The organism is Marinomonas sp. UCMA 3892 (assembly GCF_012726345.1).
GTDB lineage: Bacteria > Pseudomonadota > Gammaproteobacteria > Pseudomonadales > Marinomonadaceae > Marinomonas.
This window is the reverse complement of record NZ_PTXN01000006.1, coordinates 251,641-271,639: the sequence shown is the minus strand read 5'-3', so window position 1 is coordinate 271,639 and position 19,999 is coordinate 251,641. Positions and strand designations below refer to the sequence as shown.

General features: G+C 41.9%; 17 protein-coding genes. 9 read left to right on the top strand and 8 right to left on the bottom strand.

The genetic code is table 11. From position 1 onward, the window contains the following. Positions 1 to 14 precede the first annotated feature (14 nt). The 3 genes from alaS to B6N13_RS10640 form a co-directional block, all read right to left on the bottom strand. Entirely contained in the window at positions 15 to 2,633 is a 2,619-nt protein-coding gene (gene alaS, locus B6N13_RS10650) for an alanine--tRNA ligase (RefSeq protein WP_169459331.1), read from the bottom strand. 225 nt (positions 2,634 to 2,858) lie between these two features. Next, positions 2,859 to 3,956, bottom strand: coding sequence for an alanine racemase (gene alr, locus B6N13_RS10645; protein WP_169459330.1), 1,098 nt, complete (start codon positions 3,954 to 3,956; stop codon positions 2,859 to 2,861). Positions 3,957 to 3,986: 30 nt separating this feature from the next. Beyond that, entirely contained in the window at positions 3,987 to 5,240 is a 1,254-nt protein-coding gene (locus B6N13_RS10640) for a D-amino acid dehydrogenase (protein WP_169459329.1), read from the bottom strand. Positions 5,241 to 5,437: 197 nt separating this feature from the next. Between B6N13_RS10640 and recX the strand changes: the two genes are divergently transcribed. Beyond that, positions 5,438 to 5,887, top strand: a complete 450-nt coding sequence (gene recX, locus B6N13_RS10635) for a recombination regulator RecX (protein WP_012071298.1) — start codon at positions 5,438 to 5,440, stop codon at positions 5,885 to 5,887. 207 nt (positions 5,888 to 6,094) lie between these two features. Here the strand turns inward: recX and B6N13_RS10630 are convergent, their stop codons facing one another. Next, a complete protein-coding gene (locus B6N13_RS10630; protein ID WP_012071299.1) occupies positions 6,095 to 6,508 on the bottom strand; it encodes an HPF/RaiA family ribosome-associated protein in 414 nt (137 codons plus the stop codon). 125 nt (positions 6,509 to 6,633) lie between these two features. Between B6N13_RS10630 and nhaR the strand changes: the two genes are divergently transcribed. Continuing rightward, positions 6,634 to 7,530, top strand: a complete 897-nt coding sequence (gene nhaR / locus B6N13_RS10625) for a transcriptional activator NhaR (protein WP_169459328.1) — start codon at positions 6,634 to 6,636, stop codon at positions 7,528 to 7,530. A gap of 7 nt (positions 7,531 to 7,537) precedes the next feature. Here the strand turns inward: nhaR and B6N13_RS10620 are convergent, their stop codons facing one another. Next, complete coding sequence (locus B6N13_RS10620; protein ID WP_169459327.1) at positions 7,538 to 8,710, bottom strand: hypothetical protein; 1,173 nt, start codon at positions 8,708 to 8,710, stop codon at positions 7,538 to 7,540. A 172-nt stretch (positions 8,711 to 8,882) separates the two neighbouring features. Here B6N13_RS10620 and B6N13_RS10615 point away from each other — a divergent pair, with 172 nt between their 5' ends. The 6 genes from B6N13_RS10615 to B6N13_RS10590 all read left to right on the top strand — a co-directional run bounded on the left by B6N13_RS10615 (position 8,883) and on the right by B6N13_RS10590 (position 15,800). Beyond that, the gene (locus B6N13_RS10615) at positions 8,883 to 9,632 is read left to right on the top strand and encodes an AraC family transcriptional regulator (protein ID WP_169459326.1); all 750 of its coding nucleotides are present in this window, start codon (positions 8,883 to 8,885) and stop codon (positions 9,630 to 9,632) included. Between the two features lie 134 nt (positions 9,633 to 9,766). Continuing rightward, positions 9,767 to 10,744 (top strand): iron-siderophore ABC transporter substrate-binding protein, encoded by a 978-nt coding sequence (locus B6N13_RS10610; RefSeq protein WP_169459325.1) that lies wholly within the window; start codon positions 9,767 to 9,769, stop codon positions 10,742 to 10,744. Further along, positions 10,741 to 11,763 (top strand): iron ABC transporter permease, encoded by a 1,023-nt coding sequence (locus B6N13_RS10605; protein WP_169459324.1) that lies wholly within the window; start codon positions 10,741 to 10,743, stop codon positions 11,761 to 11,763. The genes B6N13_RS10610 and B6N13_RS10605 overlap by 4 nt, the downstream gene beginning before the upstream one ends. Next, positions 11,760 to 12,800: an iron chelate uptake ABC transporter family permease subunit gene (locus B6N13_RS10600; RefSeq protein ID WP_169459323.1), complete on the top strand. Its 1,041-nt coding sequence runs from the start codon at positions 11,760 to 11,762 to the stop codon at positions 12,798 to 12,800. The genes B6N13_RS10605 and B6N13_RS10600 overlap by 4 nt, the downstream gene beginning before the upstream one ends. Next, positions 12,797 to 13,606: an ABC transporter ATP-binding protein gene (locus B6N13_RS10595; RefSeq protein WP_169459322.1), complete on the top strand. Its 810-nt coding sequence runs from the start codon at positions 12,797 to 12,799 to the stop codon at positions 13,604 to 13,606. Before B6N13_RS10600 ends, B6N13_RS10595 begins: the two co-directional genes overlap by 4 nt. A gap of 94 nt (positions 13,607 to 13,700) precedes the next feature. Then, positions 13,701 to 15,800 (top strand): TonB-dependent siderophore receptor, encoded by a 2,100-nt coding sequence (locus tag B6N13_RS10590; protein ID WP_169459321.1) that lies wholly within the window; start codon positions 13,701 to 13,703, stop codon positions 15,798 to 15,800. Between the two features lie 81 nt (positions 15,801 to 15,881). Here the strand turns inward: B6N13_RS10590 and B6N13_RS10585 are convergent, their stop codons facing one another. Genes B6N13_RS10585 through B6N13_RS10575 form a run of 3 tightly spaced genes read right to left on the bottom strand, consistent with a single transcriptional unit; the run spans position 15,882 to position 18,494 of the window. After that, positions 15,882 to 16,442, bottom strand: a complete 561-nt coding sequence (locus tag B6N13_RS10585) for a phosphatase PAP2 family protein (protein ID WP_100188276.1) — start codon at positions 16,440 to 16,442, stop codon at positions 15,882 to 15,884. Further along, positions 16,439 to 18,121 carry a phosphoethanolamine--lipid A transferase gene (locus tag B6N13_RS10580; RefSeq protein ID WP_169459320.1) on the bottom strand — a complete coding sequence of 561 codons (1,683 nt, stop codon included), beginning with the start codon at positions 18,119 to 18,121 and terminating at the stop codon, positions 16,439 to 16,441. The genes B6N13_RS10585 and B6N13_RS10580 overlap by 4 nt, the downstream gene beginning before the upstream one ends. Continuing rightward, positions 18,108 to 18,494: a diacylglycerol kinase gene (locus tag B6N13_RS10575; RefSeq protein ID WP_348981538.1), complete on the bottom strand. Its 387-nt coding sequence runs from the start codon at positions 18,492 to 18,494 to the stop codon at positions 18,108 to 18,110. The genes B6N13_RS10580 and B6N13_RS10575 overlap by 14 nt, the downstream gene beginning before the upstream one ends. Positions 18,495 to 18,702: 208 nt before the next feature. Between B6N13_RS10575 and B6N13_RS10570 the strand changes: the two genes are divergently transcribed. Beyond that, complete coding sequence (locus B6N13_RS10570) at positions 18,703 to 19,983, top strand: serine/threonine-protein kinase (protein ID WP_169459319.1); 1,281 nt, start codon at positions 18,703 to 18,705, stop codon at positions 19,981 to 19,983. The last annotated feature ends 16 nt before the right edge of the window (positions 19,984 to 19,999 follow it).

The following is a 19,999-nucleotide window of genomic DNA, read 5'->3' as shown; positions in this document are numbered from 1 at the left end:
AGCAATGATTCAAGTTAAACTCTTTCAGCAACCCAACCAGGGACTAACTCAAGAGCTGCAGACAAGCCTTCCGGATTATTACCGCCAGCTTGAGCCATATCTGGACGACCACCACCTTTACCATCAACATAAGGCGCAACCATCTTGATAAGATCTCCCGCCTTCACATTTTTAGTCAATTCTTTGGTGACACCAGCAATCAGGCTTACTTTGCCATCATTCACTGCAGCCAATAAAATGACTGCAGATTCCAGCTTGCTCTTTAGTTCATCAAGCAAATCTCGCAAAGCTTTTGGATCTTCAACTTCCACCTGAGCCACCAACAACTTACCGCCATTGATATCCACTGCCTGAGAAGCCAAATCAGCTCCAGCTAAAGCCGCCATTTTACCCTTCAGCACATCCAATTCTTTTTGCAATGCACGGGCTTGATCATTCAAGGCTACAACTTTATCCAGAGCCGCCTCTTTGCTGGCTTTAAACAAACCAGCAATTTTCCCTAATGCAGTTTCGGTGTGACGCGTCGCATCGATGGCAGCCTTACCTGTCAACGCTTCTATTCGGCGAACACCAGAAGCAATACCACCTTCTGAAACAATCTTGAACAAGCCAATATCCCCTGTACGAGAAACGTGAGTACCACCACATAACTCGATGGAGTAATCTGCCCCCATAGTTAAAACACGTACCTGGCTTTCGTATTTTTCACCAAATAAAGCTTGCGCACCTTTTGCTTTAGCTGAATCAATATCCATAACTTCAGTAACAACTTCATGATTCAAACGAACCTGTTCGTTAACCATGTCCTCTACTTGCTCAAATTCAGCAGCAGTCATTCCTTCAAAGTGAGAGAAATCAAAACGTAAGCGCTCAGGATTTACCAGAGACCCTTTTTGCTGAACATGGTCACCTAATACTCGGCGCAAAGCTTCGTGTAACAAGTGAGTTGCCGAGTGATTAAGCGCGGTAGCATTACGCAACGAACGATCCACTTCCGTGGTAACCAAATCACCAACCGCCAATGTGCCTTCACGCACATTAACATGATGCAAATGCACCTTGCCTTGCTTGGTCGTGTTGGTCACTTTTGCAGCCGCAGGCCCACGCAGCCAGCCCTGATCACCTACCTGACCACCAGACTCACCATAAAAAGGTGTTTCAGCTAAAACAACCAAACCCGTTTGGCCAGCCTGCAATGAAGACACAGACTCACCTTCAACAATAATTTGCTCAACCGCGCTCTGACCGTTCAAATTAGAGTAACCAGTAAACTCAGTTGCGCCATCAACGGAAACTGAGCCAGACATATCCATAGAGAAATTACTAGCGGAACGAGCCCGCGCACGCTGCGCATCCATCGCCACTTCAAATCCAGCTTCATCAATTTCTAGCCCATTTTCACGAGCCACATCGTTAGTCAAATCAGCAGGGAAGCCGTAAGTATCATAAAGCTTAAAGACAGTTTCACCTGGAATAACCTTTTGATCGCCCAATCCTGAAATGGCTTCTTCAAGAATCTTCATGCCTTGATCAAGCGTTTTGGCAAACTGCTCTTCTTCTTTTAACAGAATAGCAGCGACACGTTCTTTTAATTTGGTTAGTTCTGGGTAAGCTTCGCCCATTTCGACATCAAGTGCTTCCACCAATTTATGGAAGAAAACGCCTTTTTGACCAAGCTTATTACCATGACGAATCGCGCGACGGATAATACGACGCAAGACATAACCACGACCCTCATTGGAAGGAATCACGCCATCAACAATCATAAAGGAACAAGAACGAATGTGATCGGCGATAACACGCAAAGACTGCGCACTCAAATCTTGAGTACCGACAACTTGCGCCGCGGCTTTAATCAGATTTTGGAACAAATCTATTTCGTAATTACTGTGAACGCCTTGCAAAATTGCCGCAATACGCTCTAAGCCCATACCAGTATCAACAGAAGGCTTAGGCAATGACGCCATAGTGCCATCAGCAGAGCGGTTAAATTGCATAAAAACAACGTTCCAGATTTCAATGAAACGGTCGCCGTCCTCTTCAGGAGAACCTGGAGGCCCACCCCAAATATGCTCACCATGATCATAAAACACTTCAGTACAAGGCCCACAAGGACCAGTGTCACCCATCGCCCAAAAATTATCAGACTGGTAACGGCCACCTTTGTTATCACCAATGCGGATGATTTTTTCTACAGGAAGACCGATATCTTTGTTCCAAATATCAAAGGCTTCATCATCATCTGCGTAAACGGTTACCAACAGTTTTTCTGTTGGTAGTTTCAACACAACGGTCAGAAACTCCCACGCATAATGAATCGCATCTTTTTTGAAATAATCACCAAAACTGAAGTTACCCAACATTTCAAAGAACGTATGGTGACGCGCGGTATAACCGACGTTTTCTAAGTCATTGTGTTTACCACCCGCTCGAACACAACGCTGAGACGTCGTTGCTCGTGAATATGGACGAATATCTTCCCCCAAAAACACATCTTTAAACTGGACCATACCAGCGTTGGTAAACAACAAGGTTGGATCATTTCCAGGAACCAATGAACTGGATTCCACGATCTGATGCTGTTTACTTTCAAAGTACGATAAAAATGACTGGCGTAACTCAGAACTCTTCATAATGGGATGAGTCTCTATCTCTATTTTTCTGGACGAATTGGATTGCGTGAATGGCAGATTAACATGTGCCGACTCGATGCAACGAAAAGCACAAAATAGTACACGCAAAGGATAGGTGTTTTCAAAAGAAACCGCAGTAATTTAAAGCTTATTTTGTGCATAACTTAAGCAAAAGTAGAATTTACGGATGTAAACCTACTTTTGTTTGATATTTTTAGAAAGGCATTACTGAGAACCTTCACCGCGAATATAACGATAATGAGGTCGCGAGGTCATCCTGGTCACTAGCTCATAACCAATAGTACCAGCGTAATCAGCGACTTCTTCGACTGGCACATCACCACCCCAAAGCACTACCTCTTGACCCATTGCAGGCTCATCAGCAAGATCTTGCATACGTACCGTAATCATATCCATGGACACACGGCCAGCTAGGGAAGCGGGTTTTCCATCGATTTTCAACGGGGTGCCATTTACTGCGTGGCGAGGATAGCCATCACCATAACCCACTGCAACAGTAGCCAATACATGATCTTCAGCGGCCACATAACCAAGACCATAACCGACTTTATCACCTTGCTTAAGTTTACGTGTTGAAATTACCTTTGACGATAAGGTCATCGCAGGACGCAAGCCTATCGACCGACCACTCACCTCGGCAAAAGGAGAAATCCCATACAACATGATACCCGGACGAATCCAACCACCTTCAGGCACACTCCATTTCATGATTGTCGCAGAGTTAGCAACACTAGCTTCAATCTCACCAATCGACTGACGGGCTTGTTCAAAATACGCTAATTGCTGCATAGTCGTTAAATCTGACAGATCATCCGCACAAGAGAAATGCGTCATTAAAACGACCTCTCCCACTTGACCACTGTCTTTTAGCGCCGAAACAAACACTGGCGCAGTTTCTTTATCAACACCAAGACGATGCATGCCGGAATCTAGCTTCAGAAAAACCTTTTCAATTTTGGCATGGCTAGCCTGTAGCTCATCAAGTTGTTGAGCATTTTCTAGAGCAGACCAAAAACCATGCTTTTCACATAGTGCCCACTCCTCACCTTCAAATACACCTTCCAACAATAAGATAGGAGAAACAATACCTGCTTCTCGTAAAGCAATTGCTTCTTCAATCGCCGCCACTGCAAAAGCATCTACTTCTTTATCTAAATAACGTGATACCTCAACCGCACCATGTCCGTACGCATTACTTTTAACAACAGCAAACGCTTTACAAGTTGGCTGTAACTTTTTTGCATAACGATAGTTTTGTAAAATCGCCTCCAAATCTACCGTTGCCGTGAGTGGCCTTGCCATTTTTACCCCTTAAACTTTTAAAGCGTTTTATTACTTATAACGTTGTACGGAAAGATCTTGCGAATCGATATCGGTTTTATCGCCAGACATAATATCTGCGATCACCGCCGCAGAACCGCAGCTCATCGTCCAACCTAATGTTCCGTGCCCCGTATTCAAATACAACCCATCAATACCTGTACGCCCAACAACAGGCGTGCCATCTGGTGTCATTGGACGAAGTCCTGTCCAGTAATCCGCTTGGGACAACTCACAACCCTGATTAAACAAGTCATGAACAACATGCGTAATCGTTTCTGTACGTACTTTTGGCAAATCAAGATTATAGCCATTCAATTCAGCAGTCCCTGCAGCACGAATACGACCACCTAGTCGAGTCACTGCAACTTTATAAGTTTCATCCATCACCGTAGAAATAGGAGCAAACTGCGCATCCGTAATTGGCACAGTTAAGGAATAACCTTTCACAGGGTAAACAGGAATAGAAATATCGATCGCTTTTAGTAACTCTTTTGAATAACTCCCCATGGACACCAAGACATTATCAAACTCGAAGTCACCTTGATCGGTTTTAACGGCGCGTATTTTATCACCTTCTACAACCAAGCGCTCAATCGCTACGCCAAATTTAAATTTAACGCCTAATTCATCGCAGTGTTTCTTCAGCTCCTGGCAAAAAACAAAACAATCGCCAGTTTCATCTCCGACTAGACGAAGTCCACCTTTAAATTTATCAATTACCGGAGCAAGTCCAGGTTCAACTTCTAATATTTGTGCTGGCGTTAACACTTGATGTGGGACATTCAAGGCTTTTAGCACCTTGATATCTTTTTCAGACGCTTCAACTTGCTCATCCTTACGAAATAACTGAGTCAAACCACCTTGCCCGTCGTCATACTTAATACCGATATCTTTACGCATCGCAATGAACTGGTCACGGCTGTACTCAGCCAATGCCACCATACGAGACTTATTCACGTCGTAGGCTTTTTCATTACAGTTCGCCAACATTTTGCCCATCCAAGCGAGTTTTTTAAGCTCAGGATCAGCACTAACTTTTAATGGCGCGTGTTTTTGCATTAGCCATTTAATAGCCTTAAGTGGAATGCCAGGCGCGGCCCAAGGTGCAGAATAGCCAGGTGAAATTTGCCCTGCATTAGCAAAACTCGTCTCAAGAGCCACACCTTCTTGACGATCAACCACCGTCACCTCAAAACCTTTTTTCGCCAGATAATAGGCTGACGTCAAACCAACAACACCCGCACCCAAAACGCAAACACGCATAGAAAAACCTCAAATAAATACAAAGTCATATCACCCATAATCACACAAGATATGTAGTTTTATCATCTTATTTATCGACATATAAAAGAATAAAAAACTATTAAATAGAAAAAAAGCAGTTTATTAGAAACGAAATGTAAAAACCTCATTCAGCTGATAAAATAACCTCTCAACCAAGATTAAGCAGAGATACAGACATGAAAGAGCATCAGACATCCATATTCGACCAAGCCTTGTCACTGCTAAGTCACAGAGAGCACAGCAAAAAAGAGCTAGCCACCAAATTAAAAACAAGAGGACATGAGGAAGAGGAGATCAACGCAACAATTGAACGCCTTGAAGAAATGAACTATCTCAACGACGAGCGCTTTGCTGAAATATTTGTAAGAAGCCGACTAAGCAAACCTCTTGGGGCAAACCGCATTCAGCAAGAACTCATACAAAAAGGCATCAATAGCGAATTAGCAAAAACAGCTCTGTCAGAAGCCAATGTAGATTGGTTTGAGTTAGCAAAGCAACTCAAGGAAAGAAAATTCGGAGAAGAAATCAGTACTGACTTCAAAGAAAAAGCCAAACAATCACGCTACCTTCAGTACCGCGGTTTTGACTTCGAACAAATTAAGTACGCAGTATCTTCACAAGATTAATACAACTTACGGAACCAAGCTATTCAACCCTACATTTGATTCGCTTTATATTAAACTCGCCGCCCTATTTCAGCTCTTAGATTAGATCTTCAGCGCTCCTAATGCCAATTTCACCAACTGAAAAAGAACAAAAAAGGCGAACCTTATTAATAGGTTCGCCTAAAGCGGTAGTTTCGATTACCTAGTCTAAAGCTTTCTAGCTGTTACTCAGGCATGCTGATAGTAGCCATATTCGTTTTCATATTCTTCATATATGTCACGAGGCATTTTCTTCTGTGGTCTCATTTTATGAAAAGCAGCTTTTAATCTCGTGGCCTTGTGTTGTAATCGTTCAATACGTCGTGTCACAGTTCGGCTAGTACGCCCAGCGGCACTGTCTATAGCAGAATACATGTCAGCTTGTTGCTCACTGATTACCACTTCTTTTTGGCCATTGATTTTGACCAATACTTGGCAGTGCTTGTCTTCACCACCTTTAGGACCGTTAACGTCGGTAAGCGTCACGATCACTTGTTGAATATTGTCATAACGGGAATTCAATGCAAAACTTAGACGACGCTTCACATAAGCTTTTAGGCTTTTGGTAAGGGCTAGGCGACGTGCTTTTACTTTGATTCTCATCTTGCTCTCCTTTACTCATTAATGAGTAAGTTATGTTGGAAACTTCAACTTACTAACAAAACCCCATAAGATATAATCGAATTATTTATGTAAATAATCAGTTTTTCTCGAAGGATCGGTGAATTATGATCAATTTCAAACATTTGCATTATTTTTGGATGGCAGCAAAGCAAGGCAGCATTACAAAAGCCAGTGAACACTTGCATATTACCCCACAGACTATCAGTGGACAGATCTGCTTACTGGAAGAACAGCTGGGTAAAGACCTTTTTAACAAGGTTGGACGTAACCTAGAACTGACCGATACTGGCCGCATGGTGCTGAGTTATGCGGATGAGATTTTTGCTTTAGGCAGTGAGCTGGAACAATCTGTGAGAATCGCATCGACTGATAGAACCCAATTACTGCGCGTCGGTATAGCGGATTCGATACCAAAATCCATTGCTTATCGGCTATTGGCTCCAGCTATGGAGCTAGAAGATCCAATACGGCTTGTCTGCAAAGAAAACAGCTTAGAGGATTTATTGGGCGAATTAGCATTGCATAAATTGGACCTCATTATTGCCGATGGTCCAATTCCACCACATTTGGGTGTGCGTGGTTTTAATCACTTCTTGGGTGAATGTGGCACATCTTTTATGGCAGCGCCAAACCTAATTAAAAAAGGTCATATAGACTTTCCTAAGAACCTTATAGGCACGCCGTTTCTAATTCCTAGTGATCAATCTTTGATACAAATCCAGCTCTTACAATGGCTAGAAAAACATCATATTCATCCAAAAATCATGGGAGAGTTTGACGACAGAGCATTAATGAAAACCTTCGGTCAAGGAGGCGCTGGCGTCTTTATCGTGCCATCTGCCATTGCTAACGAAGTAGCTAAACAATTCCAAGTAGAACTCATCGGCAGCACCGAAGAAATACGCGAGCAATTCTTTGCTATTGCCACCGAACAACGCCTTTCCAACCCCGCTCTTGTTGCCATTACTGACGCGGCGAAAGGCTGGCTAAAACATAAATAGCAGCGTTTTATAGGCTCTCTTTTACGCCTTGTTTGGCCCGTTCTATCAGATCAGACGGTTTCATTTGCCAAACTAACTTGAAGCCTTTTGCACCCAGATAGAGAAACAATACTGGGATCAATACAGTATTGAAGGCAAATAACGCCAGTAGTGTGAGGAAGTCATTTACCAAGCCATTGAGGGTTCCCACATACTCGCTGATCTTGTCTTTAAAATGACTCAGCCCAAAAGTACTTTGTTTAATGGATGAGAAAAAGCCTTGGTCTTCTAAGGAGAGGTTACCTAGATCATCAATCTCTTGCTGCAAGACATTTATCTTATCTTGCGAGGTTTTGATATTTTGTTCTGTACGCTGACGATCATGGCTCAGGACGCTTTGCTGTGTTCGTAGATCCGCTAGTATTTCATCGTTATTAAATAAAATATCTAAGGCTGATAACGTATCTTTACGTGCTGATATCTGACGATTTAGAGATTCATTCTGAACGGTTAATTCCACCAAACGCACATCATGCTTAAACAACATGTTCTGTTCTTCGCCCAGTTTGATTTGTAGCGCCTGTTTGTCTTTATCGAGGGATTGTTTGAGATCCGCAGCGACCCCTAAGCCAGTTGTCACTTCATTCATTTCGTCTGAATGCACTTGTATTTTATCCATGGTTTGCGTCTTTTCTTCATTCAAAAATGAGGCATCAACCAAGGCGGATAACAAAACCACCAGCACCAATAAGAACTTCGCGCCCACAGCTGTGACAAACACTTTATAAGCCACTTCGATAAAATGACTTTTCACCCAATACAAGTAACCAAAAATTAAACCCGACAAGGTAACAAAGGCTTTGAAATATACTGTAGCAATGATTTTTAGCAGAATACTTTGGAAAATAAGCGACGACACCGCCACCTTCATTACGCCAGAAAAGTCTTCCACCATGTCGTTAAACGGATCTAATAACTCGCCAATAGTAACGGAACTTACAAACACACTAATTTGAATACTTTGCAGCACAGAAACCGTTGCATTAAATAATTTGGCTAAACCAAAGGCACTTAACGCCTGCACCAAGGAAGAAGAAACGTAGTCGGACGCTTTAGTATCTAAAAAGCCCCACCAAGAAAAAACAATTGCCAGCAGGATCGCAATGTAATAACCGTTGAATTTGCTTTGTTGCTTGATCATCTACCACCTCTTTTATCCCCAGTGCCTCATAATAACAACTAAGAGTTAATACGAATCTATCTCAATTGAAGCTAGAAGATCGCTTTTTAATCGTTATACTATCTACTTAAATTTAAAGTAGCCATCGAAGGAACGAACGCGCAACACTCACCTCCAACTTTGCGATTAGGTAATGAAAGAGACCATTCAACTAACGTCATTAGTACCAAGCGACGACTTAGCTCCATTCGTTGAAAGCTTTTGGATGATCGAAAATCCAAGCGATAAAGATGAAGAACTTTCCACCTTCCCTGATGGCGGGATTGATTTGTACTTTTTCCACAATGCCGAATATCCGCTGCATATTTCCTTGGTTGGACTAGAAACAGACGCTAAGCAGGGCGTCATGCCAAAACAGTCAGTATTACTGGGGGTTCGCTTAAAAATATTAGCCGTTGAACATTTATTGAGCACCTCTGTCGCCGACATTCTAAATGATCGCATCACACTCGACATTGGCTTCGCGGGCATAGAACTAAACGACCTAAAAAGCCTGGATACTTTTGCTAATAAGCTCAGTTTGTATTTTGCGTCACAGCTAACAACGCCAATAGACCCTCGAAAAAAAGTCATGTCAGAACTAATCTATCAAACTCACGGTTCAATAACAGTGACTGAAATATCTCAAGCAGCCAATTGGAGCAGTCGCCAAATCAATCGATACTTTACTAAGTGGCTTGGCTTACCGCTAAAAAGCTACTGTGACATTTTGCGGTTTCGCCACAGCTTCGACTCACTCAAAGTGGGCGAACTCTTTCCCAAAGAAGGTTTTAACGATCAATCTCACTATATCAAATTGATCAAAAAATACTCTAGCCTGACACCTAAGCAACTGGCTCAAGACGAAAACGACCGATTTATACAATTATATTCTGAAGATTAACTCTATCATCCAACTCGCTTTACAATTGATTATGAGTTTCATTCCCATAAAAAACTCACTCATTGCATTGTAATTCCTAACGACCTCGCTCCTTTATTTAGCACTCTATTTGATTGGCATGGCACAAACACAATATGAAGATGATTATTGTTATTACCATTGTTTCTATATTTTTAAATAATGCATGGGCCGCAGACAACGTACGCTTCCCTATTACGATTCAACACGCTTTCGGCTCAACAACCATTACCTACAAACCAAAACGCGTGGCAACTGTGGCATGGGCAAACCATGAAGTACCACTTGCTCTAGGTATCGTTCCCGTTGGTTTTGCTGCCGCCACATTTGGAGACGATGATAACGACGGTTTGTTACCTTGGGTGGCTACACGACTTAAAAAACTCAACGCCAGGACGCCAGTATTATTTGATGAAGGCGATGGAATCGATTTCGAAGCGGTCGCAGCAACACAACCCGACGTTATTCTGGCGGCTTACTCCGGCTTAAGCCAATCCGATTACGACACACTAAGCATGATCGCACCGGTCGTCGCTTTCCCAGACAAGCCTTGGTCTACCAACTGGCGCAGTATGATTCGTATTAATAGTGCAGGGCTGGGGATGGCGGAAGAAGGCGAAGAACTCATTAATAGCATTGAAAAAGACATCGCTGAGCGTGTTGATCAATACCCAGAGTTAAAAGGCAAATCAGCTATGTTTATCACCCATCTGGATCCAACCGATTTAAGTGTTATTCGCTTTTACAGCGCCAATGATACCCGTGTGAAATTTTTTGATGACCTCGGCATGCACTCTCCACAAAGCATCAAAGACATCAGTAAAGATGGGCTCTTCTCTGGCGAAAGCAGCATTGAGCAAATAGACATGTTTAACGACGTAGACATTTTCGTTACCTATGGCAATGAAGAGTTGCTGGCGCCTTTAGAATCAAACCCACTTATGTCAAAAATGCGTGCGGTTAAAAATGGCTCTATTGTCATGCTGGGCAATAGCAAAATGGCGACTGCGGCTAATCCGACGCCACTGTCTATTACTTGGGTGTTAGATGATTACCTTCAAGCGCTTGCAGAAGCGGCTCGTAAAGCAAAATGATCCAAGGTAACGCCAAACATATAGGTCTTTTACAACAGAAGCCCATTGCCTTATTCGTCGTCCTAGTCGCTTTATTGCTGTTGTGCTTTTCCTCTATTGCCATTGGCACGAGGGAGGTTACTTGGCAGGAAATAATAGGCGCCTTACAAGGCCAAATGAACACCATGGGAGAAGCCTCTGTGACCATGCGCCTACCACGCACAGTGCTCGCCATTTTTGCGGGCTGCGCCTTGGGATTATCTGGTGCCATTATGCAAGGTGTGACCCGCAATCCATTAGCCGACCCTGGGATTCTTGGCGTTAATGTGGGTGCCGCTTTCTTTGTTGTCATTGGACTAGCATGGTTTGGTATTAACCAACTGCAAACCTATGTTTGGCTTGCCATATTGGGGGCAGGCATAACAGCCATCTTTGTATATTTCATTAGTTCGCTAGGATACGGCAAATCCACCCCACTCAAATTCGCTTTGGCGGGTGCCGCCACTTCTGCTGCGCTGTCTTCTTTTATTGTGGCTGTCATCTTGCCAAGAAATGACATTGCCGGCAGCGTTAACTCTTGGCAAATTGGCGGCGTCGGTGGCGCCACGTTTGATAGCATCCAGCTAGTTCTGCCCTTCTTAATCGTTGGTTTTTTACTTAGTGTATTTATTGCTAGGAAGTTAAACACGCTTGCACTCGGAGACGATATTGCCACTGGACTAGGGGAAAATGTCACTTGGATTCGTCTTTTAGCTTGGTTATCTGCGGTGCTTCTGTGCGGAGCAACAACGGCTATTTGTGGCCCTATCGGCTTTGTTGGTCTCGTGGTTCCTCATTTATGTCGACTGCTTGTCGGCGTAGATAACCGCTGGCTGCTCATTTTTTCAGCGCTTGTCGGCGCATGCTTATTATTAAGTGCGGATGTGTTAGGACGCATTATATCAAGACCAAGTGAACTCTCAGTTGGTGTTGTGACCGCCTTTGTTGGCGCACCTTTCTTCATCTGGATTGTCCGTCGACAACGGGTGAGAGAGTTATGATTAACACAAACTCGACGCTCGCACGCGTTACCAATGGACGAAAAAAACGATCCAAGCGCTGGAAATACGTAGCTAGCTTACTTTGCTTATTGGCTGTCGCTGCGTTTTCAATCACCTTAAGCTTGGGGCAATCCTTTACACCGCCACAAGATGTCATAAACGTTTTACTGGGTGAAAACGTCCCTGGCGCCTCTTTTGTGGTGGGTCAGTTGCGCCTACCACGAGCGATTATTTCTCTTCTTGTCGGCATGAGCTTTGGTATAGCTGGCGTGGCATTCCAAGTCATGCTGAGAAACCCTTTAGCCAGCCCCGATATTATCGGAGTAAGTTCTGGTGCGACTGCCGCCGCCGTATTTGCCATTATTGTGCTGCACATGGATGGCACTAGCGTGGCTTTCTTCTCAATCGCCGTAGGCTTATTGGTCGCCTTAGCGGTCTACGGCTTGTCCTATCGAAATGGTGCGTCAGGTGCTCGACTTATTCTGGTTGGTATTGGCGTCTCAGCGATGATTGAAAGTTTTATTGTGTATTTACTATCACAAGCCCAAGCATGGGACCGTCAAGAAGCCATGCGCTGGCTCAGTGGTAGTGTGAACTCCGCACAAATTCATCAAGCCTTACCGCTAATCATTTCTTTATTGATATTTGGTGGATTTTTACTAAGTCGAAGCAGAGATTTAGAAGCATTAAGAATGGGTGACGATACCGCCCACGCACTGGGTGTTCGAGTCGGCATGACTCGCCTTACTGTCATAGTGTCGGCGGTAGGACTTATTGCGGTGGGAGTCGCGATAACAGGGCCTATTGCGTTTGTTGCTTTCTTGTCAGGCCCAATTGCAGCACGCCTAGTAAAGAACAATGGTTCCTTGCTGATTCCTTCCGGTTTAGTTGGGGCTTGCTTAGTGATGGGCGGTGATTACATCGGACAATTCTTGCTACAGAGTCGTTACCCTGTCGGCGTGATTACTGGCGCTTTAGGTGCGCCCTACCTTATTTATCTTATTATTCGTGTTAATCGTAAAGGTGGCTCACTATGACACTAAAACACCAACTCCTTGTCGATCATCTTGCTGCAGGTTATGGTGAAAAAACCATCCTTAATGACATCAACATAGACATTAATCCCGGTCAAATTACATCTATCATTGGCGCCAATGCCTGCGGAAAATCCACCTTATTACGCACTATGTCACGCTTATTATCGCCGTCTAGTGGTCAAGTTTTACTTGATGGCAAATCGATACACAACACGCCAACACGACAACTAGCGCAAACGCTTGGTTTATTGCCCCAATCACCCATTGCACCAGAAGGCATCACAGTCAGCGATCTAGTCAGCCGAGGCAGACATCCCCATCATGGATTCCTGTCACGATGGCGCAAAGAAGACGATGAAGCCATTACCAAAGCACTAGAAACCACCAAAACCACAGAGCTTTTGGACCGAGAAATAGACGAATTATCCGGTGGACAACGCCAGCGCGTCTGGATCGCCATGGCATTAGCGCAAGAAACCGACATATTGCTATTAGACGAACCGACCACCTTCTTGGACGTTGCTCACCAAATTGAAGTGCTTGACCTGCTTGTCGACCTAAACCAAACCCGTGGCACCACCATCGTATTGGTATTGCACGACCTTAACCTTGCAGCGCGTTATTCAGACCAGCTTATCGCCATACAACAAGGTCAAGTCTTTGCCAATGGAGCACCAAACGAGGTGGTAACAGAAAACATGATTCACGCTGTGTTTGGCCTCCAGAGCCAAGTCATTACAGACCCTATTTCCGGCAGCCCAATGGTTTTGCCAATTGGACGACACAAGAGAATAAAACACACTTAAGCAAAGCAGACTGAAAGCCTTATTCATAACAAGTACGCATCAATAATCATTAGCAATATTATTTTTATATTATGAAGTTATAGAGGAACCAAAAATGAACAAGAAAAGCGCTCTTCCCTTTAAGTTAAAGCAAAGCCACTGCGCTGCCGCGACACTTTTCTGCTGGTCCGTACTCACACCAATTGCTGGGTATGCAGAAACAGAAAATGAGGCAGGCACCTTTCGACTTTCCCCTATCATGGTGAATGATCAAGCTATAGCCGATGATGACTCAGAATCAGTTGTGGCCAAAGAACTATGGGTCGGCGGCAAAGTCGCTACCAGCATTCAAGACACGCCAGCGTCTGTCTCTGTCATCACTGAAAAAGAAATCAAGCAACGTGGCGCCAGCACCACAGAAGAAGTTCTTGAATACACACCAGCTACCGTGACAGGTTACTACAGCACAGATGACAGAAACGATTATTTCCAAATTCGTGGCTTTAGCGCCACAACCTATCGAGATGGACTCACTCTTGGTTCCATGAGAGGCATCAGAGAAGATGCTTATGCTTTTGAGCGTGTCGAGGTAATCCGCGGTGCGAACTCCACCTTATTCGGCCCTGCTGATCCAGGTGGATCCATCAACTTTGTGAGTAAACAACCAAAATTCTATCGCTTTAATAATGCCTTCGTTACCTATGGCTCTAATGACCATAAAGAAATGGGTATCGATGTTGGCGACACACTTGATAAAGACAAAACCTTAGCCTACCGACTAACAGGCAAGGTAAAAGACAGTGACCGAGAATACGATTACTCAAAAGATGATTCACAATTCATCATGGGCGGCCTTGCTTGGGAGCCTAATGACAACACCAGAGCCAACCTAATTGTTGACTACCTAAAAACCGATTCATCACCAAACAGCGGCGGCTATCCTGCTGGCAAAGATTATAACAGCAGCCTATTTTATGGTGAACCTGATTATAATTCCCACGATGTAGAGCGAACCAACATCAGCGCCAATATTACCCACAAGCTTGATAATGGCTTTAAAGTCATTTCAAACTTACGCTACAGTGATGCTGAAGACAGCTTTGGTTATTTGTACCTAAGCAAATACTCTGCTGACACGTCTGGAACCACTATGGGACGTGACTACTACGCCCAAGACTCTAAGTTAGAGCAGTTCAATGGCAACTTGCTAGGGCAATATGACATTAGTTTTGATCGCCTAGACAGCAGTACTGTATTTGGTGTCGAGTATCAAGATTCGACGACAGACTCCACTACTTACTATGGAAGCGCTTCAAGTATTGATATTAATAATCCTATTTATTCTGGTGCCCCTACAAACACGCCAGTTTACGGAAACACAAAAACTGATTACCAAACAAAAGCCGTGTTAATTCAGCAGAACTTCGCATTAGATGATAAATACATTCTTACTATTGGCGCTAGACACGACGACATTGATGTTAGTCAAATGAACTATTTGACCGAGAAAAAATCTTCAAATAACTTTTCAGAAGACACTTTCCGCTCGGCATTTACATATAAATTTAACGATGAAGTGTCTGCCTACATAAGCCAAGTAGAGTCCGTAGCTCCGCCATCAGCGACAAGTACCAAAATTGTCCGCGGCGACCAGACTGAGGTCGGTGTTAAATACTCGCCAAGTAATATGAACGCCCTGTTCTCTATTGCTGTTTACGATCTTGAAAAAAGCAATGTAGAAACTTCATCTTTCCAAAGTAGCGGCATCGTTCGTGAAACCATTGGTAAAAACCAAGTGAAAGGTGTGGATCTAGAAGCTCGCGCGGAATTAACCGATAATTTAAGCATCTCTGGTGGTTACTCATACATGGAGCCAAAGATTACCAAAGATGATACCTACGAAGGCAAAACGATCTCATACACACCAAAGCATTCCGCTTCTGTATGGGGACATTACACACTTCCACGCCAAGATATGTCTGTCGGTCTAGGGGCGCGTTACATCGGTTCCTACTACTTCACTAATACCAACGATTCAAAAAGCGAATCCGCAGTAATAGTAGACGCTTCATTTGGCTATGACATTACAAAAGACACTCAACTTTCTATGAACATCAGTAACTTGCTAGGTAAAGAATACGTCGCGGGTTCTGGTTCAGCAGATTTCTACAACCCAGGAAGAGATATCACTCTCACCTTGAACCACAGCTGGTAAACAGCCATAAGACAATAAATCGAACTCCTTGTTTTATTTAGCCAGTATGGAATCCATACTGGCTTTGTTTATTTACAGTAACTAGTAACTCATGGATGCATAAAGTCCATACGCATTTCTGTCAATAATTGGAGCAACTACAAGGTTTCTAACACTCTTTCCCATACCAGTTATGACATATTGAACACCCACGGCTAGCGCAGCTCCTGCTGCGACATCACGCCAGTAATGATATTCACCATGTACCCTAGAATAACCAACAAAAGAAGCAGCAGCATAAGCTGGCACACCGTATTCCCATCCGTAACGCATCTGCAAGAAAGCCGCACCTTGAAAAGCGGCTGAAGTATGCCCTGAAGGAAATGAATTATTGTCATTTCCGTTTGGACGCTCTTCATCTACTGCAAATTTTAGAGTATGTGTTGCAACTGAAGTCCACAAAGCCCCTTCAGCCCATTGCTTAGTACCCTCAGAGTCACCTTTCATTAATGAAACCATACCAGCCATCAGTGGAATACCTATCTGAAGATTATCTCCAGCACGCACGATAGCATCATCAGCATGAACCGCACTAAAGCAAGACACAAATAAACAGACAACTATCGCCCTAACTAATTTAACAAAAGCTTGTCGTGATCTCATTTTTGAGCCCCCAAGCATGCGTTAAATATATTCAGCTTTGGGTTCAGCTCTTGTGTAGAGACACGAGCAAGACTAAGTAATGAATGGAAAAAGTAATCATGAGAAATGTCAGTATCTTTTGATGCTTTTAGACAATCCATATCTATATTGAAAGCGGTAGCCGTTTCTTCTGGCAACCATACAAACCAAGGCACTTGAGTCTGGTATTCGGGAGCAAATGCATATGGCGCACCATGCAAATACAGCCCGTTTTCACCTAAAGATTCTCCATGGTCTGAAACATATATAAGACCGACATTATATTTCTCTTGATATTTTTTTAGCTTTTCAATCAGTTGAGAAAGAATAAAATCGGTATAAACAATCGTATTGTCATAAACATTAACGATTTCTTGGTCAGTACATTGCTCAATGTCCTGCCTTTCACAGGCTGGCTCAAATACAGACATAGATTTAGGGTATCTTTTATAGTATGTCGTCCCATGAGAGCCAATAATGTGAAAAGCAAGCAGTTTGTTTGGGGCCTCCATATCTTGGATGTTTTTATCTACATCCGTGATTAGCGCTTCATCGTAACAATAACTGCCATCACAAAATTCAGATCGATTTCTCGCTAATTCGACAAAAGGAATATGCTTGGCGACTCCCTTATCACCGCCATCATTTTCCTTCCATAAAAGCTGATAGCCACTTTTCTGAATAATATCTAGAACATTACTTTGACTATTTGCGATTTCTTTTTTGTAAGACTGGCGAGATAAATTCGAGAACATACATGGCACAGAGTGCGCTGTAGCTGTTCCACAGGATTCAACTGAAGAAAATGAAACTAAGCCGTATTTTTCTGTATAAGGATTTGTATTGCGAGAATAGCCATTGTATTGAATATTCTGTGAGCGAGCGGTTTCACCAAGAACCACAAAAATTAGATTCGGTTTATTCGAATGATTCGGTATTATTTTCGCATCATCCCCAAGCTCTCTATATTCAATAGGATCAGAAAATACATACTTTTTTAAATATTTATAAGTTCCATACACATGAGTAGGAGTAACCATTTTATCCATGTAGGAATGGTTGCGCCCTACAGCTGATATTTCTTTGTAATTAATTTTAACAACTAGAAAACCAACAAAAACAGCAATTACAATAGTAATAATTCGTTCTGATATTTCTTTTAATAGAGTCGCTCTAAACCCTGTCTTTTTCAACGCAATAAAAATAGATGGAAAAATACCAAGCATAATCACAAACGATATAGACCCAAAAGAAAGAAAACCTAATGCTTCGGATGGATCTGTCTCGATTGTATTTTCAATCATTCCGATATCCCAAATAACGCCATAATGTAAGGTGGCATATACACAGGATGCTGAAGTAATAATAAGCGGAATAAATATCAACTTATTTATTAGTGGAAAAGCAAATAACTGAAATACAATAACAAAAACTGATGATAATAAAATTGGAATTGAAACAATGAGAGCGTAGCTGAATGAATCCGTACCTTTTGTTACTTTTATAAATTCATTAATAATAGGTGCATTTAAAATTGTTCCGAAATATATCCCGACCAATGTACTAAGAAAACTATATGAAATAGGACGTCTAAAAAAACGTATAACTCCAAATTTCCCAAGCATATTTCCTTTGGTTAAAAAGGCTCTAATTAAAGGCATAAGACAGCACCTCATCACCTAAAATTAAGCTCCAACTAGCGATTAAGACCACTAAAGAAACAAAAACAGCAGCACTACCAATGTCTTTTGCTCGACCGCTAAGTTCATGATATTCATCACCTACACGGTCTACGACAGCCTCGATCCCTGAGTTGAGCAACTCAACAATAAGCACGAGTAACAAAGTTGAGATCAACATTGCTTTTTCCACACCCGTGATATCTGAAAGTAAGGCGATTGGCCCCATTATTAAAATTAGAGCTGTTTCTTGACGGACTGCTGCTTCATATTTAAAAGCAGCTTTAAAGCCTTGATATGAATATCCAGCAGCTTTAATAACTCGCATAATCCCTGTGTAACTTGACTTCAACACGCTCTCCCACGACTTGACTGGATGTTTTTTGAACAAAAAACACTACGGCTTTAAAATTTCATCGTGGAGGATTTTAGAAACGTCTTTTCCTAAGGCAAAGATACGTATTTTGAAAGGAAACCCGTAAATTATTTTTTATTTTTTCATCTAAATTAATCAGTTATACTCACGCGACACTGACAGCCTAATCTTGTGTAAGGTTAAATTAATGCCACTTCTTACTGAATTAATTCACAAAACATCTTACATGGATGAGGAAGAACGCTGTGAATTCATTGAAGACTTGAAACGAAAACATCCAGAGCTACTTAAAGATATTGATGATCAACTTTCTTTCAATGCAGACTTTGACCTTACAAAAATTCTCTCTGTATCAGCTTCATACGCAGTCTCTTCTGACATCTATTTAGAAAGCTCTATTGTAGGGAAATATAAACTACAGAATAAGCTAGGCTCTGGTGGGATTGGCGTCGTTTATAAAGCCGAAAGAAATGATCAAACCTTTGAACAATCTGTAGCGGTAAAATTTATACAACCTGCTTTGGTTAAAGTTATTGGTCGATGGGCTTTATTTCGTGAAGCACAACTTCTTGCAAGTCTCAATCACCCTAATATTGCTAAAGTATTTGACGGAGGAGAGCACGAAGGACATATTTATATTTCTATGGAATGGATTGATGGCTCAACACTAGGAAACTATTTAAAAAACAAAAATATAAGTAAAAATAAAAAACTTAATATATTTATTGATATTTGCAGTGCATTAGAACATGCACATTCAAGAAACATAATCCATGGCGATATCAAACCCTCCAATATCATTATTGATGAAATAGGAAGAGCTAAACTCATAGATTTCAATTTATTTATAAAAACAAACACAGGATCAGACATAGAAGGTATATCTGCATTCACTTCCGAATATTCAAGTCCAGAACAATTAGAGTCAAAAGAACTAACACAAAGTATAGATATTTATTCAGCTGGAAAATTATTAGAAGCATTAAATAAAGACAACATTTCTCAAGAGCTAGAAAAAATAATAAATAAATCTACTCAGCATGAATCATCTAACCGATACTCTAACATTACAGAACTAAAGAATGATGTTAAAAATATATTAGAAATAAAACCCATATCAATGATGAAAGGAAGCTATTTTTATATTTTAAAAAAATTCATTAAAAGAAGGCGATTTACATCTCTATTAATTTTAATCGTATTTATAACTTTAATTACTTTCTGGATATCTATCTTTTTAAAAAACAAACAAATTGAATTTGAAAAAAAAGCAGCTGAAAGTTTATTATTCGAAATAGCGAATTTATTACACTACAGCGATGATGAAAAATACAGACAAGCAACTTTGGATACCATGTTAGATCTAACTAGAAGAAAAATCCTATCAAATCGAGATCTATCTAATGAAATGAAAGGAAAATTACTTAAAGAACTAATAAGCCCGTCTAAAACTTACAATCACAAATAAAATGAAATATATAAAA

What these genes read in the sequence shown, in the direction of transcription:
- alaS (WP_169459331.1), bottom strand. Translation starts at nt 2,633, where the DNA reads ATGAAGAGTTCTGAGTTACGCCAGTCATTTTTATCGTACTTTGAAAGT.
- alr (WP_169459330.1), bottom strand. Translation starts at nt 3,956, where the DNA reads ATGGCAAGGCCACTCACGGCAACGGTAGATTTGGAGGCGATTTTACAA.
- B6N13_RS10640 (WP_169459329.1), bottom strand. Translation starts at nt 5,240, where the DNA reads ATGCGTGTTTGCGTTTTGGGTGCGGGTGTTGTTGGTTTGACGTCAGCC.
- recX (WP_012071298.1), top strand. Translation starts at nt 5,438, where the DNA reads ATGAAAGAGCATCAGACATCCATATTCGACCAAGCCTTGTCACTGCTA.
- B6N13_RS10630 (WP_012071299.1), bottom strand. Translation starts at nt 6,508, where the DNA reads ATGAGAATCAAAGTAAAAGCACGTCGCCTAGCCCTTACCAAAAGCCTA.
- nhaR (WP_169459328.1), top strand. Translation starts at nt 6,634, where the DNA reads ATGATCAATTTCAAACATTTGCATTATTTTTGGATGGCAGCAAAGCAA.
- B6N13_RS10620 (WP_169459327.1), bottom strand. Translation starts at nt 8,710, where the DNA reads ATGATCAAGCAACAAAGCAAATTCAACGGTTATTACATTGCGATCCTG.
- B6N13_RS10615 (WP_169459326.1), top strand. Translation starts at nt 8,883, where the DNA reads ATGAAAGAGACCATTCAACTAACGTCATTAGTACCAAGCGACGACTTA.
- B6N13_RS10610 (WP_169459325.1), top strand. Translation starts at nt 9,767, where the DNA reads ATGAAGATGATTATTGTTATTACCATTGTTTCTATATTTTTAAATAAT.
- B6N13_RS10605 (WP_169459324.1), top strand. Translation starts at nt 10,741, where the DNA reads ATGATCCAAGGTAACGCCAAACATATAGGTCTTTTACAACAGAAGCCC.
- B6N13_RS10600 (WP_169459323.1), top strand. Translation starts at nt 11,760, where the DNA reads ATGATTAACACAAACTCGACGCTCGCACGCGTTACCAATGGACGAAAA.
- B6N13_RS10595 (WP_169459322.1), top strand. Translation starts at nt 12,797, where the DNA reads ATGACACTAAAACACCAACTCCTTGTCGATCATCTTGCTGCAGGTTAT.
- B6N13_RS10590 (WP_169459321.1), top strand. Translation starts at nt 13,701, where the DNA reads ATGAACAAGAAAAGCGCTCTTCCCTTTAAGTTAAAGCAAAGCCACTGC.
- B6N13_RS10585 (WP_100188276.1), bottom strand. Translation starts at nt 16,442, where the DNA reads ATGAGATCACGACAAGCTTTTGTTAAATTAGTTAGGGCGATAGTTGTC.
- B6N13_RS10580 (WP_169459320.1), bottom strand. Translation starts at nt 18,121, where the DNA reads ATGCCTTTAATTAGAGCCTTTTTAACCAAAGGAAATATGCTTGGGAAA.
- B6N13_RS10570 (WP_169459319.1), top strand. Translation starts at nt 18,703, where the DNA reads ATGCCACTTCTTACTGAATTAATTCACAAAACATCTTACATGGATGAG.